Below are 20883 nucleotides of genomic sequence, written 5' to 3' on the forward strand. Positions count from 1 at the left end.
AGTACACAAAAACGTATTCTATAGACATCTCGAACACGAAATAATAAACAAAAAAGTATAGAAAGTTAGTAGGGGAGGATGAAAGAATTGTTTGAATTTACTGATAAAATACGGTTTACACATGCAAAATATTATAGCTTTCGACCAATACCACTGCCAAAGCCATTTAAGGATGGAACCGGCGGATTTGGTAGATTTGCACCAGAACAGGGCTGCATCGAATTATACGACAGCGAAGGCGCATGTGCACACCTTACATGTACAAGGAATTTTGTGGCGACCATCCTTCCTTTAATTTTAAACGGAGAGACAAAGACATTTACCGAATGGAAAAACACGCTTTACTGGAGATTCAGAAACGGCGGGTTCCAGAGCAGCCAGGTGGTAGAGGTTGGGCAGCTGGAACTGATGATGCTGGATATTCTGGCCCAGAGAGCAGGACAGCCCCTTCACCGGTTCATGGGTGCGACGAAAGACTGGGCGGCAGCTTATAAGGGCGGCGGATCGCTTCTTCTGGAAGATGAAGAACTGGTGGACGACATGGCCCGCTACGTGAGCGAAGGATATACAACTGTTAAGTTTAAAGTCGGAAGCGACGACGGAACGAACATGGAACGTGATGTAAGACGTCTTGAAAAGGTTCGAAAAGCGGTTGGAGATCAGATCGATATCGCGGTGGATGCCAATCAGCGCTGGAGTGTAGAAGACGCTTACAAGTTTGCGAAGATGATCGAACCTTACCGTCCGGCCTGGTTTGAAGAACCGATCCACGCGCATGATATGAACGGAATCAAACGGCTTCACGAGATGCTTCCTGATATGCAGCTGGCATTTGGAGAGTCCATGAGAGTTTCATACGCTTATGAGACATACATAGAAAAAGGAGTTACACATCTTCAGCCTTCCGTGGGAAGAATGTCCAGAATGGATGATCTTTTAAGAATCAGGGATATGGCAAGAGAGAGCGGAGTGCGTTTCTCATCCGGCGGAAGAATTTACTTAAATGCGATTTTCGGATGTCTGTACGGAGAAGATGAATACATCGAATTTCACGAGCCGATCAGCGCTCCGGTAGGCGTTTATACCTTATTCCAGCCGGAAGAAAAGAACGGTAAGTTCTACGTTCAGACCGATATTCCGGGAAATCCTCAGAGAATGGATCTGAAAAAATTAGAGCATGACGGTCTTCTGGAAGGATACAAAATCTATTATACAGAATAATGAAAAAGGAGGGAATCGAAGCAGATGAAAAAGAGAAATGGTATTATGAACAAAAAAAGCGCTCCATACATGATGCTGCTGCCTGCGATGGCAATGATCGCAGTGTTCATGTTTTATCCGATCTTCATGACTTTTTACAACAGCTTTCATAATTATGTGCTGACGAAGCCAAAAGATTACGGATTTATCGGAATTGAAAACTATGTGGCGCTGTTTAAAGATCCTATATTCTACAAATCCTTATACAATACGCTGATTTGGACATTCTGGAACGTTATCCTGCAGGCGTCTTTGGGACTTGCGGTTGCGATTCTGATGAACATTGAATTTAAAGGACGTAAGATTTACCGTATGATCGTTTTCTCACCATGGGCGTTCGGCGGTATGGTAGTTGCTCTTGTATTCAGCTACATGTTTACCGGACAGACAGGTGTTGTAAATGACCTGCTGATCAAACTGGGGCTTATCAGTGAGAGGATTCCGTGGTTTGCCACAGGAGCGAGAGCGAGAGGCGTCCTGATCTTTACAACTACATGGAGAGGAATTCCGTTCTTCGCGGTATCTTTCCTGGCAGCACTTCAGTCTATTCCGGGCGATTATTATGAAGCAGCCGATGTGGACGGAGCAGGAACCTTATATAAATTCACTCACATAACAATGCCTCTTATTAAAAATACGGTTATTCTTACCACCATGCTGAGAACGATCTGGACATTCAATATCGTGGATATCATCGCAGGTATGACGGCAGGCGGCCCGAACAATGAGACGATGACACTTCCATTATATCTGATGACCAAGTTTAACGAAGGTCTGGATATCGGCTATTCAAGCGCGATGGCGGCTACGATGGCAGTCATGCTGGCAGTTTTCGCAGCGGTTTATGCATTCGTAGGAGGATTTGGAAAGGAAGGTGATTTATAATGACATACGGTCAGAAGAAAAAATTAAAGAAACGTATCTTCCGTATTGTAGCAGTAAATATTCCTTTAATTCTTTTGTTCCTGCTGATCATGTTTCCGATCTATTGGACGGTTGTTACTTCTTTTAAAGAAGAATCATCCATGCTGCAGCTGCCGATTAAATATTGGCCGTCGCCATTTACATTTGACAACTATAAATACATCTGGGAGAATATGGGATTCGACCATTACTTCTTCAACAGTGTGTTTGTAACAGGCGTCAGCACAATCGCATGTACGATTATCTCTATTTTCGGCGGATATGCGATTGCCAGATATAAATTTAAAGGAAAAGGCGTTTCTTATCTGATCCTTTTGGTTTCCCAGATGTTTCCGGGCGTTGTACTCATGATCCCGTTGTTTGTAATCTTCAAGAATATGGGTATTGTAAACTCTCCGTATTCTTTGATCCTTACTTATGCAACCGTAAGAATTCCATTCTGTATGATTATGATGAGCGGTTTCGTGGCAGGCGTTTCACCGGCACTGGAGGAAGCGGCACAGATTGACGGATGTTCCATTTTACAGTCTATTTTCAAAATCGTCGTTCCTACGATCGCACCTGGTATCGTAGCGGCAGGAGCATTCTCATTCGTAAGTTCCTGGAATGAATATGTATATGCATTTACATTCCTGAGCAAAGAAAAATACTTTACACTTCCAATCGGACTGAGACTGATGCAGGGTGAATTTACCGTTGCATACGGATGTCTGGCAGCAGGATGTGTGATGGCGTTGATTCCGGTATTATTGTTATTTGCTTATATTCAGAAATATTTAGTATCAGGTTTATCCTCCGGAGCAGTTAAGGGGTAAATATAAAGGCGATTCACAAATGTAGAAAGGGAAAAGGAGAAAAAATTTATGAGGAAAATTCTTTCAGTAACTTTAGCGGCAGCTATGGTAATGGGATTAGCAGGATGCGGCGGCGGAGCTAAGAGCGAACCGACCACAGCGGCAACAGCAGCAACAGAGGCGGCTTCCAAGGACGCAGGCAGCGAGGCAGCAAAAGATACAACTGCAGCAGCAGCGGACAAAGATCCGGTTACATTGACATTCTGGCACAGAGACGGTAATACGACATCCAACCCGATTTATGCGGAATTAATTAAAAAATTCGAAGAGAAATATCCTTGGATTACAATCGAGTACACAGGTCTTGCATCTGACTCCTATACACAGAAATTCAATACCGCTGTTGTTACAGACAGCACACCTGATGTGGGTACCATCAGTGATAAAGACTTATATGCTCTGGTAGCACAGGACGCTCTTCTTCAGTTAGACGATTCCTTTAACCAGTGGGAAGAGAAAGACAATATGCTTCCAAACATCATCGAACAGGCCAGATTCTATGCACAGGATGATAATCTGTACATGTTAGGATATGGTAAAACTCAGGAAACTTCCTGGTATAACACAAAATGGCATGAGGAGCAGGGAATTGAGCCTGCAACCACCATTTCACAGTTACAGGAATACTGCAAAGAATATGCAAAAGACGGAAAATACTATTTCTCATTAAGAGGCGGTTCAGGATCTGCTGAGAACTTATTCATGTTCATCTTATCTTACGGCGGACAGAAATCCTTCTTTAATGAAGACGGAACCAGCACACTGAACGATCCTAAGGTTGTAGAAGGTCTTGATGCGTATGCAAACCTTTATAAAGACGGACTGGTATCTCACGATGCAATCTCCAATGGTTACAGAGAGATGGTAGCTGAGTTCGGCGCAGGTACTGCACAGTACATCATGCACAACTCTTCATCCGTATCTGAGCACGCTACAAACTTAGGCGAAGGCAACTTCCTTCCAATCAAACCAATGGCCGGTGAAGATGGAATCGCAGTCTGCAAATCCCCTACATTCATGGGATCTGTAGTATTTAAGAGCACAGAACATCCTGAAGAAGCTATCTTATTCGCACAGTATTTAGCATCTGCTGAAGGCGCCGGATATGTAGATCAGAACGAAGGACGTGTGCCTGTTAACACAGGTGTTTACGAGCAGGATTGGTATAAAGAGAATGTATACTTTAAAACATATGCAGATTTCGAAACAGATCCAAGCATCGTATTCGCACAGTTCCCAATCTATCTGGACGGATATACAGAATATGCATCTAATGTTATCGTAGCAGATTTACAGGCTGTTATGATGGGCGACAAGACAGCACAGGAAGTATGTGATGGATGGGCAGCTAAGCTGACAGAAATGCAGCAGGCATATCTGGCCAATAAGAATAAATAAATGACAGGGCTGTCGTAAAATGCATGAAGGATAAGTGAATCGCTTTAACCTGCATTTTGCGGCAGCCTTTCTGCATGCAGAGACATGCTTTGGGAGAGGTTTGTTATGGACTATAAGAAGAGTGAGATAAAATTTGACAGGGCTGTGGTGTATTCCCTCAGGCCAATACCTCAGAAAGCGCCTTTTTACGATGCGACGGGCGGCCCCTTTGTGGATACGAAGATTGATCATTTGATGGAACTTTATGACAGTGACGGAGTGGTGGGCAAGATACCGTGTTCTTCGATTATGACGGACAGGATTCTTCCGCTGGTGCTGACCGGGGAGAAGAAGACGTTTGAAGAATGGATGCATCTGGTCTATTGGAAATTGAGAAACAACGGGCTGGCCGGTGAGACCACAAAGGAGATCGGCCGGTTTGAGTTCGCTATGCTGGATATCGCGGCTAAGAGAGAAGAGATTCCGGCCCATAAGCTGTTGGGTTCCGACAGGGAATGGGTGGATGTGTACGGAAGCGGCGGAAGCACGCATTTGGAAGGCAGGGAGCTGGCTGAGGAGATGGAACGCTTTCTCTCTTTTGGACATAAGACGGTGAAAATGAAGGTGGCGACGGATTTTGGAACCAGGCTGGACCGGGATGTGGAGCGGGTGAAGCTGGTTCGAAAGACCATCGGTCCGGACGTTTCCCTGGCGCTGGACGCCAATCAGGCATTTAATGTGGAACAGGCGCTGGAGTTTATAAAAAGAGTGGAAGAATATGATATCGCCTGGTATGAAGAGCCGATTCACAGCTATGATTTCCGGGGATACCGGGAGCTGGCGGCAAGGTGCAGCGTGCCTGTTTCGCTGGGAGAGACATTTTTGAATCACTATCTGTTTCAGCCTATGGCTGAGGCGGGGGTTAAACATTTTCAGCCTACGGCTTCGAATTTCGGAGGAATCGAGGACTGGCTGGAGGTGAATAAGCTGGCAAAAGAATGCGGAGCCATGATTTCTACCGGCGGCCTGCCCATGCTTTCCACGATTATGATCGCCAATGCGGGGGAAAATGCCATTGTGGAATTTTTGGAGCCGTGCAATCAGCCGCTGGTGGATTATATGGATATAAGGCCGGAACGCAGGGACGGAAGATTTTACTTCCCGGATTGTGCGGGACTTCCTTACCGGTTTGATATGGAGAGGCTGGAAAAAGAGGGATTTCTTGTTTCAAAAGAATATTATGGAAGAAAAAAGAACTGATACTGAGAAAGGATTATTATTACCTTAAACAATTATGATGCGGAAAAATGATTTGAAATTGGGAATCCAGCCGTTTTGGTTCTGGAACGGAAATCTGGACAGAGAAGAAATCGTGCGCCAGATCGGAGAAATGCATGATCAGGGCATTAGTGGATTTATCATTCATCCGAGGCAGGGAATGGAGCTTCCCTATCTGTCGGAAACGTATTTTGAGTATATTGATCTGGCCGTGGAACAGGCGAAGAAATGGGATATGGAAGTGTGGCTGTATGACGAATATCCCTATCCCAGCGGAGTGACGGCGGGGCAGGTGACCCTTGACCATCCGGAATACCAGTGCAAGATGCTGGATATGAAGGAACATCAGGCAGAAGCGGGAGAAACGGTTGTGATGGATATGCCGTGGGGCCGGATTCTGTCCGCAAAAGCCTATCCGCTTAAAGACGGAGAGACGGACTGGGAGAACGGCATCGATTTGTCGGGATACATCGGAACCGCTTATCAGGAAGAGGTGTTCCAGTTCAGCGGGCTGACGGAGTATAATCATAAACGGTATTTTACCGGGCAGCAGGCGAGGCGCTTGTGGTGGACTGCGCCAAAAGGACGTTGGCAGATCTATGTGTTTACCGAGGTTGTGATGACCGGGTTTAAGTATTTTAATACCTATGTGGACACCATGAATCCGAAAGCGGTCAGACATTATCTGGATACCACCCACGAGCGGTATAAAAAACGGTTTGGCGGGGAGTTTGGAAAGACGATCAAAGGCATTTTTACGGATGAGATCACCGCTTTTCCGCCGGAACGGCCGTGGTCGCCGCTTCTGCCGGATATGATGTTTCAGAAGACGGGAATCCGGATTCTGGATTATCTGCCCGTGCTCTTTGATATTCCTATGGGGGATATGACGGACCGGGTTTTATACGCTTATTGGAATACGTGTACGGATGCATTTATTGAGAGCTATGATAAGCAGGTCTATGAGTGGTGCAGTCAGAATGGAATCCGGTTTATCGGAGAAAAGCCGATTTTGAGGAGCAAGGAGCTGGAATTCACCCATTGTCCGGGAATCGATGCGGGACATCAGAAGGTGGGAGCAATGCCGGCGATAACCCCGGGAAAATATAGGGCTAACGGGAAGATGATCTCTTCCGCAGAGCATTTTTATGGGAGCGACGCGGCTCTGTGCGAGGCGTTTCACAGCATCGGATGGGGAATGACTATTCAGGATATGAAATGGATTTTCGACTGGCTGACGGTTCACGGCGTGGACTGGTTTGTGGTTCATGCTTATTATTACACCACAAACGGGCTGAAAAAGCATGATGCTCCGCCGTCCGCATTCTACCAGATGCCGTGGTGGAAGGATATGAAGCTGCTGAGTGAGTATGCGGGTCAGCTGATTCATACCAGCAGGACTTGTGAGAGAAAGGTGCCTGTGCTCCTGGTGGACCCGGTCACTTCGGTATGGACGGCAAAAGAAGAGGATAAGGAACCGCAGAGAGAGGCATTTGGTAAGCTTCAGAGAGCGCTGTTGGAAAACCGGCTGGATTATTATATCATCGATCCTCAGCTTTTGGAAAAAGGAACGGTGAAAACCGGCGAAAATGGAACCAGCATGGTGATCAATGGGGAAGAATTCTCGCTGATCGTACTTCCTTCCATGACTAATTTGGAGGACGGATGTTTCTTAAAGATCAAGGAATATGTGGAAGCGGGCGGAAAGCTGGGAGCGGTAGGCCATCTGGCGGACAAAATGATCCAGAAGGAGAATCCGGGCCCGTGGATGAGGCAGTGGTTTTCTTCGGAAGAAGGAAAGCTTCTGTACGGAGCCGATGCGGAAGAACTGTGCCGCAGGCTCAGAACGGTGGCGGACGGATATAATCTGGAAGCGGCCGACGGCCTTGGAATGGAAGATATTCTTTCTGTGGAATATGAGAAAGAGGATGGAACGAAGCTGTATTTTATCATGAATGCTGGTGACCGGGAGCGTGTGATTACAGGAACGATTATACGGGGAGAGTGGCGGATGGGGCCGCTTGAATCCGGTTATTACACTCTGGATGAGGACGGATATCTGAAGCTGCCAAAAAGGGCGGATATATCCTGTGAAATCTCTTTGGACAGGGAATGGGAGATGGAGCTGAAATCGCCCAATGCTCTGCGCCTTGGATGGTGGAAGATGAAGGGAATGGGCACCGGGCAGGAGACGGCCGGACTTGTGGAGCCCATGCCGGTGATAGACCAGCTGGAAAAAGGGCGGATGATGATACCGCTGCAGCCGCGCAAACAGTTTGGCTGTCCGAAGACCCTGCTTCTTCCGGAGGATACTTATTGCTACCAGAGTGAATTTGAGGTGGCGGATGACAAGATATGCGGAATTCCGGTGAATCTAGTGATGGAGCCTTACGGAATACGCGGCAGCTGGACGATAAGCCTGAACGGGCATTGCCTGACAAAAGAGGATTTTGAAGTAAAAAGCATGTACCTGCCGGATAATCTGGCCGCCGATGTGACCGGATATCTTAAAAAAGGCGTCAATGAGATCGTGGTGACGGTGGATGCCGGGGAAACTTATGACGGCGTGAGCAGCCCACTGTATCTGATGGGAGATTTTGGAACAGAACTGGAAAATCAGGTGTGTCGGCTTGTTGAACTGCCGGAAAGCGGCTGTATGAAGGATGGAAAAAAGGATAAGATTCCACATTATGCGGGAACGGCGGCTTACAGCTGTGATATGGAGATCGATATTCCTGAATCTGGCCGGAATGCAGAATTTGTGATAAACGATACATGGCTCCAGGACAGCGTTACTCTGACGGTTAATGGCACTTGCCTTGGAACGAAGGCATGGAGAGGCTACCGTTGGACGGTTCCTGAGGGAGTGCTGAAAAATGGAGTCAACAGAATCTGTCTGGAATTATCCGGAACCATGATCGGGCTGTTTGAAGGGCAGTATTTTAACAGGGAAGCTCACAGATATGAGAATTACCAAGGGGAAGAAACAATAATTGAAGAGTATGAAGCAGTTGTACATAAATAAAGCAGATTTGTGATTTAGTGATAGAATTTATGTGTGAAAAAGGAACCTGGGAAAGGAAAAGGCATCGGCCTGCCATTCCCGGGTTCCTTTTTTGTGTTGTTTTGAGATTCATTGTCAACAATCAATATTTTTTGTGACATACGCTGCCTCCTAATCCCCCGATAATTTGGTAAAAAACAGAAAAACCCAAATCTATAACCCGAAATTACCGAAAAACCAAAGAAAATAACAGAAAAACACAGAATAAAGCATTGACAAGAGCAAAGCATGTTGTATAATATGTATAAAGAAACAAGAAATAAATGGTGATAAAGGGTAAAATTACCGGAAGGGGGGATGCAGATGTTAGCCATGGAGCGTGCCAGATACATAGTGGGGAAGCTGGAAAAGAACAAAGTGGTTTTGGTGGCCGAACTGAGCAAGGAGATGAATGTATCGGAGGAGACCATACGTAAGGATCTGGAAAAGCTGGAGAAACAGGAACAGATCTGCCGGGTTCACGGAGGGGCTTATCTGAAAGAAGGATACGGGAATGAAACTTCGGTGAATGTGCGGGAGCAGATTTACCAGGAGGAAAAGACAGCATTAGGCAGACAGTGTGTGAAGTTTATTGAAAAGAATGAGATCATCATTCTGGACTGCAGTACCACGGCCAGATATATTGCAAGGGCGATTGGAGAATCGGGGCTGAAGGTTACGGTGATAACCAATTCACTGGCCACCGCATATGAGCTGTCCCAAAACTCTCAGGTCAGAGTTCTCATGCTTGGAGGGGAGCTGGACCGGAATACCGGATCATTTAACGGCAGTCTGGTGCTGGAGGCTTTGGAGAGATATCATGCGGACAAGGTATTTTTAAGCAGCGCAGGTATCAGCGCGGAAGCGGGGATCACGGATTACCGTCAGAATGAGGCAGATGTCAGAAGAAAGATGATCTGTCAGGCGGATCAGTGTTATTTCGTGGCGGACAGGACTAAGATCGGCAGACACGCCGCATTTATCGTGGGAGATTTCGGGGCGGTTCAGCATCTGATTGTGGAACAACCCATCGAAGGCGATCTGGCTCTTAAAAAGAAGCTGGAGGAAGCGAGAGTTACGGTTACTTCCTGCGTGCAGCCTCAAAGACCGGAGGAACCGACAGAAAGAAAGGAAGAGGAATGACAGCATTGAATAATCAGTATGAGGAAATAAAGGAACAGCTGGTAAAGACTGCGAAAAAAGCTTACCGTGAGAAGCTGATGGCAGGCACCAGCGGGAACATGAGCATCTTCTGCAAGGAGCAGGGACATATCATTATTACGCCAAGCGGCTATGATTACGAAATTATGGAAAGGAAGGATGCGGTTGTCATTGATTTGGACGGCAATCTGATAGAGGGGATTCATAAACCTTCTTCCGAGTGGCGGATGCATGCGGAGATTTACCGGCAGCTGCCTGAAGTGGGGGCCATTGTTCATACCCATTCGCCTTATGCGGCCAGTTTTGCGGTTCTGCATAAAGAGATTCCGGTGATCCTGATTGAGATGATTCCATTTTTAAAGGGAAGTGTGGAGGTCAGCCCTTATGCGCAGCAGGGAAGCGCAGAGGTGGGCATGAACGCGGTGCCGGTATTGAGAAGAAAGAATGCATGTCTGATGGCCAATCACGGCGCGGTGACCGTGGGGGCGTCTCTTGACGAAGCATATATTAACAGCGTGTATCTGGAGGATGCGGCGAAGATCTATCACATGGCCTGTTGTGTGGGTACGCCGGTGGTCATTGAAGAATAGGAGGATCATTTATGAATCGTGCTTATGAAAGACTTTTGCAGTGTTATGACAGCATCAAAGACAGAATCCCATTTACGCCCAAGATAGCCATAGTTTTGGGTTCGGGTCTGGGAGATTATGCGGATGGAATCCGGCAGGACGGAGTGATTGAGTATAAGGATATCAAGGATTTTCCGGTGTCCACGGTTTCCGGCCATAAGGGGAGATTTATCTTCGGACGGGTGGAAGGAGTTCCTGTGGTTCTCATGCAGGGCAGAGTTCACTATTATGAGGGATATTCCATGGAGGACGTGGTACTTCCTGCCCGTTTGATGAAGCTAATGGGAGCGGAGATTTTATTCCTTACCAATGCGGCCGGAGGAATCAATTATGATTACCAGGCGGGAGATTTTATGGTGATCCGGGATCAGATCACATCATTTGTACCATCTCCTCTCATCGGGCCGAATCTGGACCAGCTGGGGCCGAGATTTTGTGATATGTCCTCGGTTTATAGGGAAGAACTGAGAAAGATCATTCGCCAGGAGGCGGAAAAACTGGGAATGAACATCCGGGAAGGCGTTTATATCCAGCTTACGGGGCCGGAATTTGAGACTCCGTCCACGGTGAAGATGTGCCGGATTCTGGGCGCGGACGCGGTGGGAATGAGCACAGCCTGCGAGGCGGTGGCGGCCAACCATATGGGAATGAAGATCTGCGGAATTTCCTGCATCTCCAATATGGGAGCGGGAATGACGGAGAATCCGTTGTCCCATGAAGAGGTTTATGAGACGGCAGAACGTGTTTCTAAGGATTTCAAGAAACTGGTTACTGCATCCGTGATACGGATGGGAAAGGAGATAACGGATGAAAGCTCTGTGCTATGACGGAACTCAGGCGGTATATACAGAGGAACGGGAGATGCCGAAGCCGGGGGATACGGAAAGCCTTGTGCGGATTTTAGTAAGCGGGGTCTGTAATACGGATAAAGAGATATTGAAAGGCTACCGGCCGGATTTCAGAGGCGTGATGGGGCACGAGTTTATCGGCATTGTGGAGCAGTCCAAAGATCCGTTCTGGATCGGAAAACGGGTGGCCGGAGAGATCAATGCCGGGTGCGGAACCTGTTTATACTGCCGCACAGGAAGGGAAAAACACTGTGAAACCAGAAGAACTCTGGGGATGAGCGGAGGGAAGGACGGCTGCTTTGCGGAGTATATGACCATAGAAAACCATCTGCTTCACGAAGTTCCGGAGAAGCTTCCCACAGAGGTTGCGGTGTTTACCGAGCCCCTTGCGGCGGCCCTGGAAATTCTGTCCCAGGTACATATTAAACCGGAATCCAAGACGGCGCTGATCGGAGACGGCAGGCTGGCGTTTATGATCGCTCAGGTGCTGGCTCTTACGGGAACGGATTTGACGGTTATCGGAAAGCATGAAGAGAAGCTGGAACTCTTTAAGGAATACGGAAAGACCACAACTGCCACAGAAGAAACGTTTGATAATGTGGTGGATGCCACCGGTTCTGCCAGCGGAATCGGACTGGCGATGAAGATTGTACGCAGACAGGGCGTTATCATTTTAAAGAGCACATACAGCGGTCTGGCGAATGTGGATATGACTTCCCTGGTGGTGAATGAGATCACAGTGGTGGGAAGCAGGTGCGGCCCATTTGAACCGGCACTCAAGCTTTTGGCCAGCGGGCGGGTGAAGCTGCCGGACGTGAAGCTGTACGACCTGAAGGACTACCGGGAGGCATTTTCATCTCCTGAATTTAAGGCGGGATTTTTCATAGGTAAAGAATAGGAGGATTGCAGATGAATAAGCAGGAAATGGCTGCAGGCGCGGACAATGTAACGTTAAGCGAAGACGGAAAACTGGTCATCATCGACCAGACAAAGCTTCCGAACATCACGGAATATCTCACGCTGGAAACGGCAGAGGATATTTTCGATGCGATTTTTGAACTGAAAGTGAGAGGGGCTCCTGCCATAGGAATATGCGCCGGTTACGGCATCTATGTTTTGGCCCGTTCCATTGATACGGAGGATTACGGCGTATTCCTTGAGAAATTCAGAGAATATAAGGAATACTTAAATTCTTCCAGACCGACTGCCGTGAATTTAAGCTGGGCGTTAAACCGGATGGAGGCTTTGGTTTTAGAGAATGAGGGAACGCCTGTTACAGAGATAAAAGACCTTTTAGAGGCGGAGAGCCGGAAAATCCAGGAGGAAGATATCGCCATGTGCCGCGCCATATCAGAGTTCGGGTTAACGCTGATAAAAGACGGGGACGGCATTCTGACCCACTGCAATGCCGGTCCGCTGGCCACATCACGGTATGGCACCGCATTAGGCCCAATTCTTCTTGGAAAAGAAAAAGGGATGAATTTCCATGTATTTGCCGATGAAACAAGGCCTCTTTTACAGGGAGCCAGGCTGACTTCCTATGAATTGTCGAAAGCCGGGGTGGATGTAACCTTAATCTGCGACAATATGGCCTCCATGGTCATGAAAAACGGCTGGGTACAGGCCTGCTTTGTGGGCTGTGACCGGGTGGCTGCCAACGGGGACGCCGCCAACAAGATCGGAACCAGCGGGGTGGCGATTCTGGCAAAGCACTATGGAATTCCGTTCTACGTGCTGGGCCCTACATCAACCATTGATCTGAACTGCAAAACAGGAGCGGATATTGAAATCGAGCTTCGCAATCCGGACGAAATTAAAAAGAAATTCTATGAAAAGCCAATGGCTTTAGAAGAAGTAAAATGCTACAATCCGGCTTTTGACGTGACGGACAACAGCCTGATCGCCGGAATTGTAACAGAAAAAGGAATCTGCAGGGCGCCTTATACGGAGAGCCTGGCAAAATTGTTTGAATAATTGTAAACGGAAGAGATGAAAGTGAGGAACGGATTATGAAAAGATTTGCAAGAGTAACTGCATTACTGACAGCGGTGTCCATGGTTACATTATCCTTGTCAGCCTGTGGAAAGAAGATTGACATTCCGGCTGAGACGGAAGGCGGCGTAAAGATCGGCGTGGTTTATACGACCGCCGGATTAGGAGACAACAATTTTAACGATATGGTAAACAGCGGTTTGGAAAAGGCAAAAGCAGATTTAAAGATCACCTATGATTACTCTGAACCGAGTTCCAACGGCGAGGTGGTTACAATGTTAAGGGATTTTGCCCAGACGGGAGAATATGATCTGGTGCTGGCCCTTGGCGCTGACTCCGCTTCCGCATTGGAGCAGGTGGCAGGAGAGTATCCGAAACAGAACTTCACAATCATTGATACCGTAGTTGCATTGGACAATGTCAGCTCCATCTCCAAAAACGGAGCAGACCAGTCCTTCTTATGCGGCGTGATGGCCGGATATTTAACAAAAGATGAAAGCGTTGACAAGATCAATGCGGACAACAAAATCGGCGCCGTAATGGGACTCGATATTCCTCTGTTAAATTCCGTAGTGGCAGGTTTTACGGCAGGAGCGAAATATGCCAATCCTGACGTAGAAGTGATCGCTTCCTATGTAGGTTCCTTTAATGATCCGGCTAAGGCGAAGGAAATGGCGGATTCCATGTACAAACAGGGCGTGGACATCATACTTCAGGGTGCGGGCGGCTCCGGCATGGGCGTGTTCAACGCTGCAAAGGAAGACGGCGGATATGCCATCGGTACCGGAGTAAACCAGAACGCCACAAGCCCGGACGAAATCATCGCAACAGCTACCTATGAGCTTCCGAATATCGTTTATGACGAGGTAAAGAGCGTGACCGACGGCGCATGGAAGAGCGGAGCGAAAGTATGGGGCTTAAAAGAAGGCGCAGTAGGATACAGTGTGGAAGGAAGCAACGTAAAGATTCCTCAGGAAATTCTTGACAAGGTGGAAGAGGCGAAGAAATGGTTCTTAGATGAGAATATCGTTCTTCCGTCCACCACCGATGAGGTAGATGCCTGGGTCAGCCAGTATGTAAAATAAGGGAGAATGTCCATGAATCTCATAAGAATGGAGCAGATCACGAAGACGTTCGGAACCGTCCGGGCCTTGAAAAATGTGGATTTTCAGTTAAAAAAAGGGGAAATCCACGCCCTTTTGGGGGAAAATGGCGCCGGAAAGACCACGCTTATGAAGGTCCTCTACGGCATGTATCAGGCCAACGGAGGCAGGATTTATTATCAGGATAAGCAGGTAGATATCACCGGTTCCGCAGAAGCTATAAAACTTGGCATCGGTATGGTCCATCAGCATTTTATGCTGGTTCCCGTGCTTTCCGTAGCGGAGAATATCGTGGCCGGAATGGAGCCTAAAAAAGGGCTTCGCTTTGATTTTGACAAGGCGGTGGAGGAAGTCAACGCATTGTCTGAACAGTACGGCTTTGGTGTGGATGCAAAGGCCAAGGTATCGGAACTGTCTGTCGGCGAACGGCAGCGTGTGGAAATTTTAAAGGTGCTGTACCGTGGAGCGGATATCCTGATTCTGGACGAGCCCACGGCCGTGCTCACGCCGATTGAGGTGAAAGAGCTGTTCGAGGCGTTAAAACAGATGCGGGAAGCCGGAAAGAGCATTATCATCATCACCCATAAACTGTACGAGGTGTTGGAGATTTCCGACCGCGTCACGATTTTGCGGGACGGGGAGCTGATCGGTACGGTGGAGAGCCGGACCGCGTCCCAGGAAAGCCTTGCGCAGATGATGGTGGGCCGTGAGGTCCAGCTGTCGGTAAAACGAAGATCTGAAAAGATGGGAAACGTTTTATTTGAAGTAAAGGATTTGTGTTTAAAGAAAGAGCAGATTCCTGTGCTTGACCATATCAATCTGTCCATCCGGAGAGGCGAGATTCTGGGAATTGCCGGAATTGAAGGCAATGGACAGACGGAGCTTTTGGAGGCCCTGACGGGAATCAGAAAACCGGATCAGATGGAAATTCTGCTGGACGGAAAACCTTTGGATGGAAATGCTTATGATTTTATCCGGGCGGGAATCGGCCATGTGCCGGAGGATCGGATGACCCGGGGACTTGTTCTGGATATGAGCATCAAGGAAAATCTGGTTTTAGGCTATGAGGATAAGAATCAGTTTGTCACCCATGGGATTTTAAACTGGAAAAATATCCGCAGCTATGGACAGGAGCAGTTAAACCGGTTTGGAATCAAGGCGGAGGACAGCGAGACGGAGGTTGGGAACCTGTCTGGAGGAAACCAGCAGAAGGTGGTTATCGCCAGGGTATTTGCCCAGAATCCTGAAGTGGTGATCTGCGCCCAGCCTACCAGAGGAGTGGACGTATCGGCTATTGAATATATCCATAACGTGATTTTGGATTACAGGGATAAAGGAAAGGCAGTGCTTTTGGTCAGCGCGGATCTTGACGAGGTCAAGAGCCTCAGCGACACCATCGCAGTGCTCTATAAAGGGAAAATCGTGGCACAGGATGAGGCGGATAGCTTTGACGACACCCGTCTCGGAACCCTGATGACCGGGGCCAAGGAATGAAGGAGGGAATTCAGATGTCCGTAACCGGTAATAAAGCAAAAAACAGCTCAAAGAAGCTGTTGGAGGTATTGGCAGCTCTGTTTCTTGCCCTGGTGGCAGGCGGGATCTTCTTTATGATCAGCGGTTACAATCCCATCCAGGTCTATGGATTGATTGTGAAGGGGGCTTTCGGCAGCAGGAATTCCTTTTTGACCACGCTGTCCTATGCGACCCCTCTGATTTTGTCCGGTCTGGCTTTTGCCGTGGCAAAGCAGGCCAATATCATGAACTTAGGCGGAGAAGGCCAGATCTATGTGGGCGCTATGACTGCGGCCGTTGTGGGAACTCTGTTTCCGTCGCTTCCAAAGGTTCTCTATGTACCGCTGGTTCTTTTGACCGCATTTGCGGCGGCAGGCCTCTATGGAGGAATCGCCGGATTCTTGGATGTGAAATTCGGTTCCAATATCGTTATCGTAACCATTATGCTCAATTATATTTCCCAGAATTTCTGCAGTTATCTGGTTGCATCGCCTTTGCGGGCCGATGAAAGCACGCTGCAGACCGCGCTGATCAGTGACAATGCGGTGATCGGGCGAATCTTTCCGGACCACCAGCTGTCAGGCGTATTTTTCATGGCGGTGGCGGCGGCTGTGATCATCGCGCTGGTGATTAAGTATACGAAATTCGGTTTTCATATGAGAACGGTTGGCTTTAACCGACTGGCAGCGGAGACTGCCGGAATCAATTATAAAACGATTACCGTGGTTTCCATGTTTCTCAGCGCAGGAATCGCAGGCCTTTGCGGGGCGGGACAGATCATGGGCGTGCATTACCGTTTTATCGATAATTTTTCCTCAGGCTATGGATTTGAAGGAATTGCGGTGGCTGCATTAGCGGCCAATCATCCGGTGGCCATCCTGGTTTCGGGAATCCTGTTCGGAGGGCTGAAAGCGGGCGCTATGTCCGTTAACCGTGTGGCGAATATCCCCATGGATTACATATTAATTATTCAGGCTCTTGTAATCGTGTTTATTGCGGCTCCGAAACTGATCAGCCAGATAAACGGAGGAATATCAGGAATCTTTAAGAAGAAAAGGAGGGTGGCTTCATGATTGACTGGAAGGTGACACTGTTAATTCTGCTGGTTTCCACCATCCGCATGTCCACGCCGATCACGCTGGCGGCGGTGGGCGGCGCGTTCTCGGCCCGGTCCGGGACCATGGCCCTTGGATTGGAGGGCTTCATGCTCATGGGAGCGTGGGGAGCTGCTCTGGGGTCTTATCTGTTTCAGAATGCATTTTTAGGGCTTTTTGTGGGAATTCTTGTCTCATTGGCATTTTCCCTGCTGTTCGGCGTATTTACAATCCGGTTTCAGGTAAACCAGGTGATATGCGGAATCGGGTTTAATTTATTCGCTTCCGGATTTACGGCTTCCATGACACAGATGATCTGGGGAACCAGAGCCAATTCGGATCAGGTTCCAACGCTTCCGAGGATTCATGTGCCGGGCGTCGGGGATCTCTCGATCCTGATTCCGGTAATGCTTATCGTGGTGGCTCTGTCCTGGTTTTATCTATTCCGGACTCCGTCCGGCCTTAGAATGAGGATTGTAGGCGAAAGCGCCCATACGGCCGATTCCATCGGTTTGAAGGTAAACCGTTATAAGTATCTGGGAATCCTGATCTCCGGCGCGCTCTGCGGCATGGCGGGAAGCTTTTTATCCATAGACCATGTGAACATGTTCGTGCGGGAAATGACGGCGGGCCGCGGATTCATCGCGGTTGCAGTAAATATTCTGGGACGGTTTAATCCGCTTGGCGCCCTGTGGGGCGGCCTGCTCTTTGGATTTGCCGATTCTTTGCAGCTGGTGATTCCGTCTGCGCTTGTTCCGGGCCAGATTCTTCAGATGATTCCATATGCAGTTACTTTATTTGTTATTATATTTGCAGTGCGTTATGTATCCACTCCGGCAGGAATGGGAGAGGTTTTAGAGCACTAGAAATGTCCTTATCAGGAAGGAGTTGTATAGATGAAAGCAATAATGGTAATGTTTGATTCATTGAACCGCCACATGCTGTCCAGTTACGGATGCGATTGGACGAAGACACCGAATTTTAAGAGGCTGGCCGAACGGACCGTTACATTTGACCGGTGCTATGTGGGAAGTATGCCCTGTATGCCGGCCAGACGGGAACTTCATACCGGACGGTACAATTTTCTGCACCGCAGCTGGGGGCCGATGGAACCGTTTGACGATTCCATGCCTGAGATTCTTAAAAACAGCGGCGTATATACCCATTTAGCCAGCGATCACTGGCATTACTGGGAAGAGGGCGGAGCGAATTATCATACGAAATATAATTCCTATGAATGGGCCAGAGGACAGGAGGGAGATTTCTGGAAAGGATATCTTCCGGATTTCCCGATTCCCGAATGTATTGATGGAAAACCGGGATTATGGGGCAGGCAGGACTGGGTGAACCGCCGCTATATGCAGAAGGAAGAGGACCAGCCTATCGCAGTTACATTTAAAAATGGTTTGGAATTTATTGAAAATAACCATGGGGAGGATAATTGGTTCTTGCAGTTAGAGGCATTTGATCCCCACGAGCCGTTTTACAGCCAGGAAAATTACAAGGAACTCTATGCGGACGGATACGACGGCCCCGTTTTTGACTGGCCTGCCTATCACAAGATCCGCGAGACGCCGGAACAGGTAAAGCACTGCGTCAATGAATATGCGGCCGTGCTCTCCATGTGCGACCACTATCTCGGAAAAGTCATCGATATGATGGACGAATATGGAATGTGGGACGACACCATGCTGATCGTCAACACGGACCACGGTTTCCTTCTAAGCGAACACGACTGGTGGGGCAAGGTTATGATGCCGTTTTACAATGAAATTGCCCACATCCCGCTGTTCATCTGGGACCCAAGATGCAAAAAGAAAGGGGAGCGGAGAGAATCTCTGGTGCAGACCATAGACTTATGTCCTACCCTTTTAGAATATTTCGGCGCTGAGATTCCAAAGGATGTCCAGGGCAAATCTCTGGCTCAGGTGATCAAAGATGACCAGCCTGTGAGAGAATACGCCCTTTTCGGAATGCATGGATGCCATGTAAATGTTACGGACGGCCATTATGTCTATATGCGCGCCTGCGATACGGGAGTGGAGCACAACAATGAAAATCTCCGCAATTATACCCTGATGCCGGTTCACATGAAGGAAAGCTTTGACCGTGATGAACTTCTGAACATGGAACTGGTGGACGGCTTCTCCTTTACAAAGGGAATGAAGCTGTTGGCAGTGCCGGGAACAGAGAAGATCCCAACCATGGGCTTCCCTCCGTCCTCTCTCTATGACGGCGGGCACATGCTCTTTGACGTGGATAAAGATCCGGGAGAAGAGCATCCTCTCGATGATCCGGAAACCGAGGAACGCATGATCCGCGGCATGATCCGCCTTATGGAGGAAAATGACGCGCCAAGCGAGCAGTATATCCGCCTGGGATTGGATAAATACAGAGAAGGAAGGGGGTAAAGGAATGAAGATAAGATTTTATAATGCCAGAATTATGACTATGGATGGCGGCTGTGACGTGAAAGAGGGAGAAGTCTGGACCGATGGGGAACGGATCAGCTATGTGGGGCCGGCGAAAGAAAGTCCGTCAGAGCAGTCCTGGGACCGTCAGATCGATGCGGCCGGGAATCTGATTATGCCGGGATTTAAAGACGCACACACCCATTCCGGCATGACATTCCTGCGCTCCAGCGCGGATGATCTGCCGCTGGAGGAGTGGCTTAATAAGCAGGTGTTTCCGCTGGAGGCAAAGCTTTGCGGGGAGGACGTGTACCATCTGTCCAAACTGGCTGTCTTAGAATACCTGACCAGCGGAATTACCTCCAACTACGATATGTATTTCTTCCCTGACCAGATCGCCCGCGCTTCCATTGAAACGGGCTTCCGCACCGTGCTCTGCTGTCCGATCACCTCATTTTCAGGAGAAACCGCCAAGACGGTGGAAGAGAATTATCTGAAATACAACGGTTACCATGAACTGATCAGCTATACGCTGGGATTTCATGCGGAATATACGGTGGAAACTCCGCTTTTGGAAGAAATTGCAAAGCTTTCACAGAAGTACCGAGCTCCTGTATTTAACCATAATTCGGAGACTGTGGACTCGGTGGAACAGTGTATAAAGAGAAGCGGCATGACGCCTACCGTCTTTTTAAACAGCCTCGGCATGTTTGAGTATGGCGGCGGCGGATACCACTGCGTTCATATGACAGAAGAAGACTTGGCGGTCTTCGCCCAAAAAGGGCTGACTGCAGTAACAAACCCAGGTTCCAATGTAAAACTGGCCAGCGGTATCGCTCCAATCAAACGGATGCAGGAACTTAATATTCCGGTAGCTATAGGAACCGACGGCCCGGCCAGCAACAACTGCCTGGATATGTTCCGGGAGATGTTCTTAGTCACCGGTCTTGCCAAGATCCGTGAAAATGACGCTTCCGCAGTGGAAGCCGGTTCCGTGCTCACCATGGCAACGGTCAACGGCGCCAAAGCGATGGGGCTGGATGACTGCGATGTGCTGGCGCCCGGAAAACTGGCGGATCTGATCATGGTCGATCTTCATCAGCCGAATATGCAGCCGCTTAACAATATTGCCAAGAACTTGGTGTACAGCGGCAGCAAGTCCAATGTTAAGCTCACTATGATAAATGGAGAAATTCTCTATGAAGATGGAAAATTCTTTGTGGGAGAAGATCCGGAAACCATCTATGCACAGGCGAATAAAATAGTGGAAAAATTAATGAAGTAATCTAACGTGAAATATGCTCTAAGTGACTTCTTAATCATGTTTTTTCTCATGATTAGTGAAGAACTTAGAGCTTTTTTCATGCGAGGAGGGCGGGGATATGGTAAAAGTAATG

At 48.3% G+C, this 20883-nt stretch carries 17 protein-coding genes; all 17 read left to right on the forward strand.

The genetic code is table 11. The annotated features are described in order from the left end of the window. Positions 1 to 78: 78 nt before the first annotated feature. Positions 79 to 1221, forward strand: a complete 1143-nt coding sequence (locus tag C0033_RS23510; protein WP_103230276.1) for an enolase C-terminal domain-like protein — start codon at positions 79 to 81, stop codon at positions 1219 to 1221. 24 nt (positions 1222 to 1245) lie between these two features. Further along, the gene (locus C0033_RS23515) at positions 1246 to 2145 is read left to right on the forward strand and encodes a sugar ABC transporter permease (RefSeq protein WP_242984583.1); all 900 of its coding nucleotides are present in this window, start codon (positions 1246 to 1248) and stop codon (positions 2143 to 2145) included. After that, positions 2145 to 2999, forward strand: coding sequence for a carbohydrate ABC transporter permease (locus C0033_RS23520; protein ID WP_103230277.1), 855 nt, complete (start codon positions 2145 to 2147; stop codon positions 2997 to 2999). Before C0033_RS23515 ends, C0033_RS23520 begins: the two co-directional genes overlap by 1 nt. A 48-nt stretch (positions 3000 to 3047) precedes the next feature. Then, entirely contained in the window at positions 3048 to 4436 is a 1389-nt protein-coding gene (locus C0033_RS23525) for a sugar ABC transporter substrate-binding protein (protein WP_103230278.1), read from the forward strand. A gap of 105 nt (positions 4437 to 4541) precedes the next feature. Next, entirely contained in the window at positions 4542 to 5675 is a 1134-nt protein-coding gene (locus C0033_RS23530; protein WP_103230279.1) for a mandelate racemase/muconate lactonizing enzyme family protein, read from the forward strand. Positions 5676 to 5709: 34 nt separating this feature from the next. Next, on the forward strand, positions 5710 to 8718 hold the full coding sequence (locus C0033_RS23535) for a glycosyl hydrolase (RefSeq protein ID WP_103230280.1): 3009 nt from the start codon (positions 5710 to 5712) through the stop codon (positions 8716 to 8718). 342 nt (positions 8719 to 9060) lie between these two features. Beyond that, positions 9061 to 9879 carry a DeoR/GlpR family DNA-binding transcription regulator gene (locus C0033_RS23540; RefSeq protein WP_180994869.1) on the forward strand — a complete coding sequence of 273 codons (819 nt, stop codon included), beginning with the start codon at positions 9061 to 9063 and terminating at the stop codon, positions 9877 to 9879. Next, a complete protein-coding gene (locus tag C0033_RS23545) occupies positions 9876 to 10487 on the forward strand; it encodes a class II aldolase/adducin family protein (RefSeq protein WP_103230282.1) in 612 nt (203 codons plus the stop codon). Before C0033_RS23540 ends, C0033_RS23545 begins: the two co-directional genes overlap by 4 nt. Before the next feature lie 11 nt (positions 10488 to 10498). Continuing rightward, complete coding sequence (locus tag C0033_RS23550; protein ID WP_103230283.1) at positions 10499 to 11353, forward strand: purine-nucleoside phosphorylase; 855 nt, start codon at positions 10499 to 10501, stop codon at positions 11351 to 11353. Beyond that, positions 11334 to 12272 (forward strand): alcohol dehydrogenase catalytic domain-containing protein, encoded by a 939-nt coding sequence (locus tag C0033_RS23555; RefSeq protein ID WP_103230284.1) that lies wholly within the window; start codon positions 11334 to 11336, stop codon positions 12270 to 12272. The genes C0033_RS23550 and C0033_RS23555 overlap by 20 nt, the downstream gene beginning before the upstream one ends. An 11-nt stretch (positions 12273 to 12283) precedes the next feature. After that, positions 12284 to 13348, forward strand: coding sequence for an S-methyl-5-thioribose-1-phosphate isomerase (gene mtnA, locus C0033_RS23560; RefSeq protein WP_103230285.1), 1065 nt, complete (start codon positions 12284 to 12286; stop codon positions 13346 to 13348). A 35-nt stretch (positions 13349 to 13383) separates the two neighbouring features. After that, positions 13384 to 14451: a BMP family ABC transporter substrate-binding protein gene (locus C0033_RS23565; protein WP_103230286.1), complete on the forward strand. Its 1068-nt coding sequence runs from the start codon at positions 13384 to 13386 to the stop codon at positions 14449 to 14451. 12 nt (positions 14452 to 14463) lie between these two features. Beyond that, the gene (locus C0033_RS23570; protein WP_103230287.1) at positions 14464 to 15963 is read left to right on the forward strand and encodes an ABC transporter ATP-binding protein; all 1500 of its coding nucleotides are present in this window, start codon (positions 14464 to 14466) and stop codon (positions 15961 to 15963) included. A 14-nt stretch (positions 15964 to 15977) separates the two neighbouring features. Next, complete coding sequence (locus C0033_RS23575) at positions 15978 to 17054, forward strand: ABC transporter permease (RefSeq protein WP_180994870.1); 1077 nt, start codon at positions 15978 to 15980, stop codon at positions 17052 to 17054. Next, positions 17051 to 17941 carry an ABC transporter permease gene (locus C0033_RS23580; protein WP_103230289.1) on the forward strand — a complete coding sequence of 297 codons (891 nt, stop codon included), beginning with the start codon at positions 17051 to 17053 and terminating at the stop codon, positions 17939 to 17941. The genes C0033_RS23575 and C0033_RS23580 overlap by 4 nt, the downstream gene beginning before the upstream one ends. Before the next feature lie 30 nt (positions 17942 to 17971). Beyond that, the gene (locus C0033_RS23585; RefSeq protein WP_103230290.1) at positions 17972 to 19486 is read left to right on the forward strand and encodes a sulfatase; all 1515 of its coding nucleotides are present in this window, start codon (positions 17972 to 17974) and stop codon (positions 19484 to 19486) included. Between the two features lie 4 nt (positions 19487 to 19490). Further along, positions 19491 to 20771 carry an amidohydrolase gene (locus C0033_RS23590; RefSeq protein WP_103230291.1) on the forward strand — a complete coding sequence of 427 codons (1281 nt, stop codon included), beginning with the start codon at positions 19491 to 19493 and terminating at the stop codon, positions 20769 to 20771. The last annotated feature ends 112 nt before the right edge of the window (positions 20772 to 20883 follow it).

Source organism: Clostridium sp. chh4-2, from assembly GCF_002899675.1.
Classification (GTDB): domain Bacteria; phylum Bacillota; class Clostridia; order Lachnospirales; family Lachnospiraceae; genus CHH4-2.

Coding starts and splice junctions, on each gene's coding strand:
- C0033_RS23510 (WP_103230276.1), top strand. CDS start 79: ATGAAAGAATTGTTTGAATTTACTGATAAAATACGGTTTACACATGCA.
- C0033_RS23515 (WP_242984583.1), top strand. CDS start 1,246: ATGAAAAAGAGAAATGGTATTATGAACAAAAAAAGCGCTCCATACATG.
- C0033_RS23520 (WP_103230277.1), top strand. CDS start 2,145: ATGACATACGGTCAGAAGAAAAAATTAAAGAAACGTATCTTCCGTATT.
- C0033_RS23525 (WP_103230278.1), top strand. CDS start 3,048: ATGAGGAAAATTCTTTCAGTAACTTTAGCGGCAGCTATGGTAATGGGA.
- C0033_RS23530 (WP_103230279.1), top strand. CDS start 4,542: ATGGACTATAAGAAGAGTGAGATAAAATTTGACAGGGCTGTGGTGTAT.
- C0033_RS23535 (WP_103230280.1), top strand. CDS start 5,710: ATGATGCGGAAAAATGATTTGAAATTGGGAATCCAGCCGTTTTGGTTC.
- C0033_RS23540 (WP_180994869.1), top strand. CDS start 9,061: ATGTTAGCCATGGAGCGTGCCAGATACATAGTGGGGAAGCTGGAAAAG.
- C0033_RS23545 (WP_103230282.1), top strand. CDS start 9,876: ATGACAGCATTGAATAATCAGTATGAGGAAATAAAGGAACAGCTGGTA.
- C0033_RS23550 (WP_103230283.1), top strand. CDS start 10,499: ATGAATCGTGCTTATGAAAGACTTTTGCAGTGTTATGACAGCATCAAA.
- C0033_RS23555 (WP_103230284.1), top strand. CDS start 11,334: ATGAAAGCTCTGTGCTATGACGGAACTCAGGCGGTATATACAGAGGAA.
- mtnA (WP_103230285.1), top strand. CDS start 12,284: ATGAATAAGCAGGAAATGGCTGCAGGCGCGGACAATGTAACGTTAAGC.
- C0033_RS23565 (WP_103230286.1), top strand. CDS start 13,384: ATGAAAAGATTTGCAAGAGTAACTGCATTACTGACAGCGGTGTCCATG.
- C0033_RS23570 (WP_103230287.1), top strand. CDS start 14,464: ATGAATCTCATAAGAATGGAGCAGATCACGAAGACGTTCGGAACCGTC.
- C0033_RS23575 (WP_180994870.1), top strand. CDS start 15,978: ATGTCCGTAACCGGTAATAAAGCAAAAAACAGCTCAAAGAAGCTGTTG.
- C0033_RS23580 (WP_103230289.1), top strand. CDS start 17,051: ATGATTGACTGGAAGGTGACACTGTTAATTCTGCTGGTTTCCACCATC.
- C0033_RS23585 (WP_103230290.1), top strand. CDS start 17,972: ATGAAAGCAATAATGGTAATGTTTGATTCATTGAACCGCCACATGCTG.
- C0033_RS23590 (WP_103230291.1), top strand. CDS start 19,491: ATGAAGATAAGATTTTATAATGCCAGAATTATGACTATGGATGGCGGC.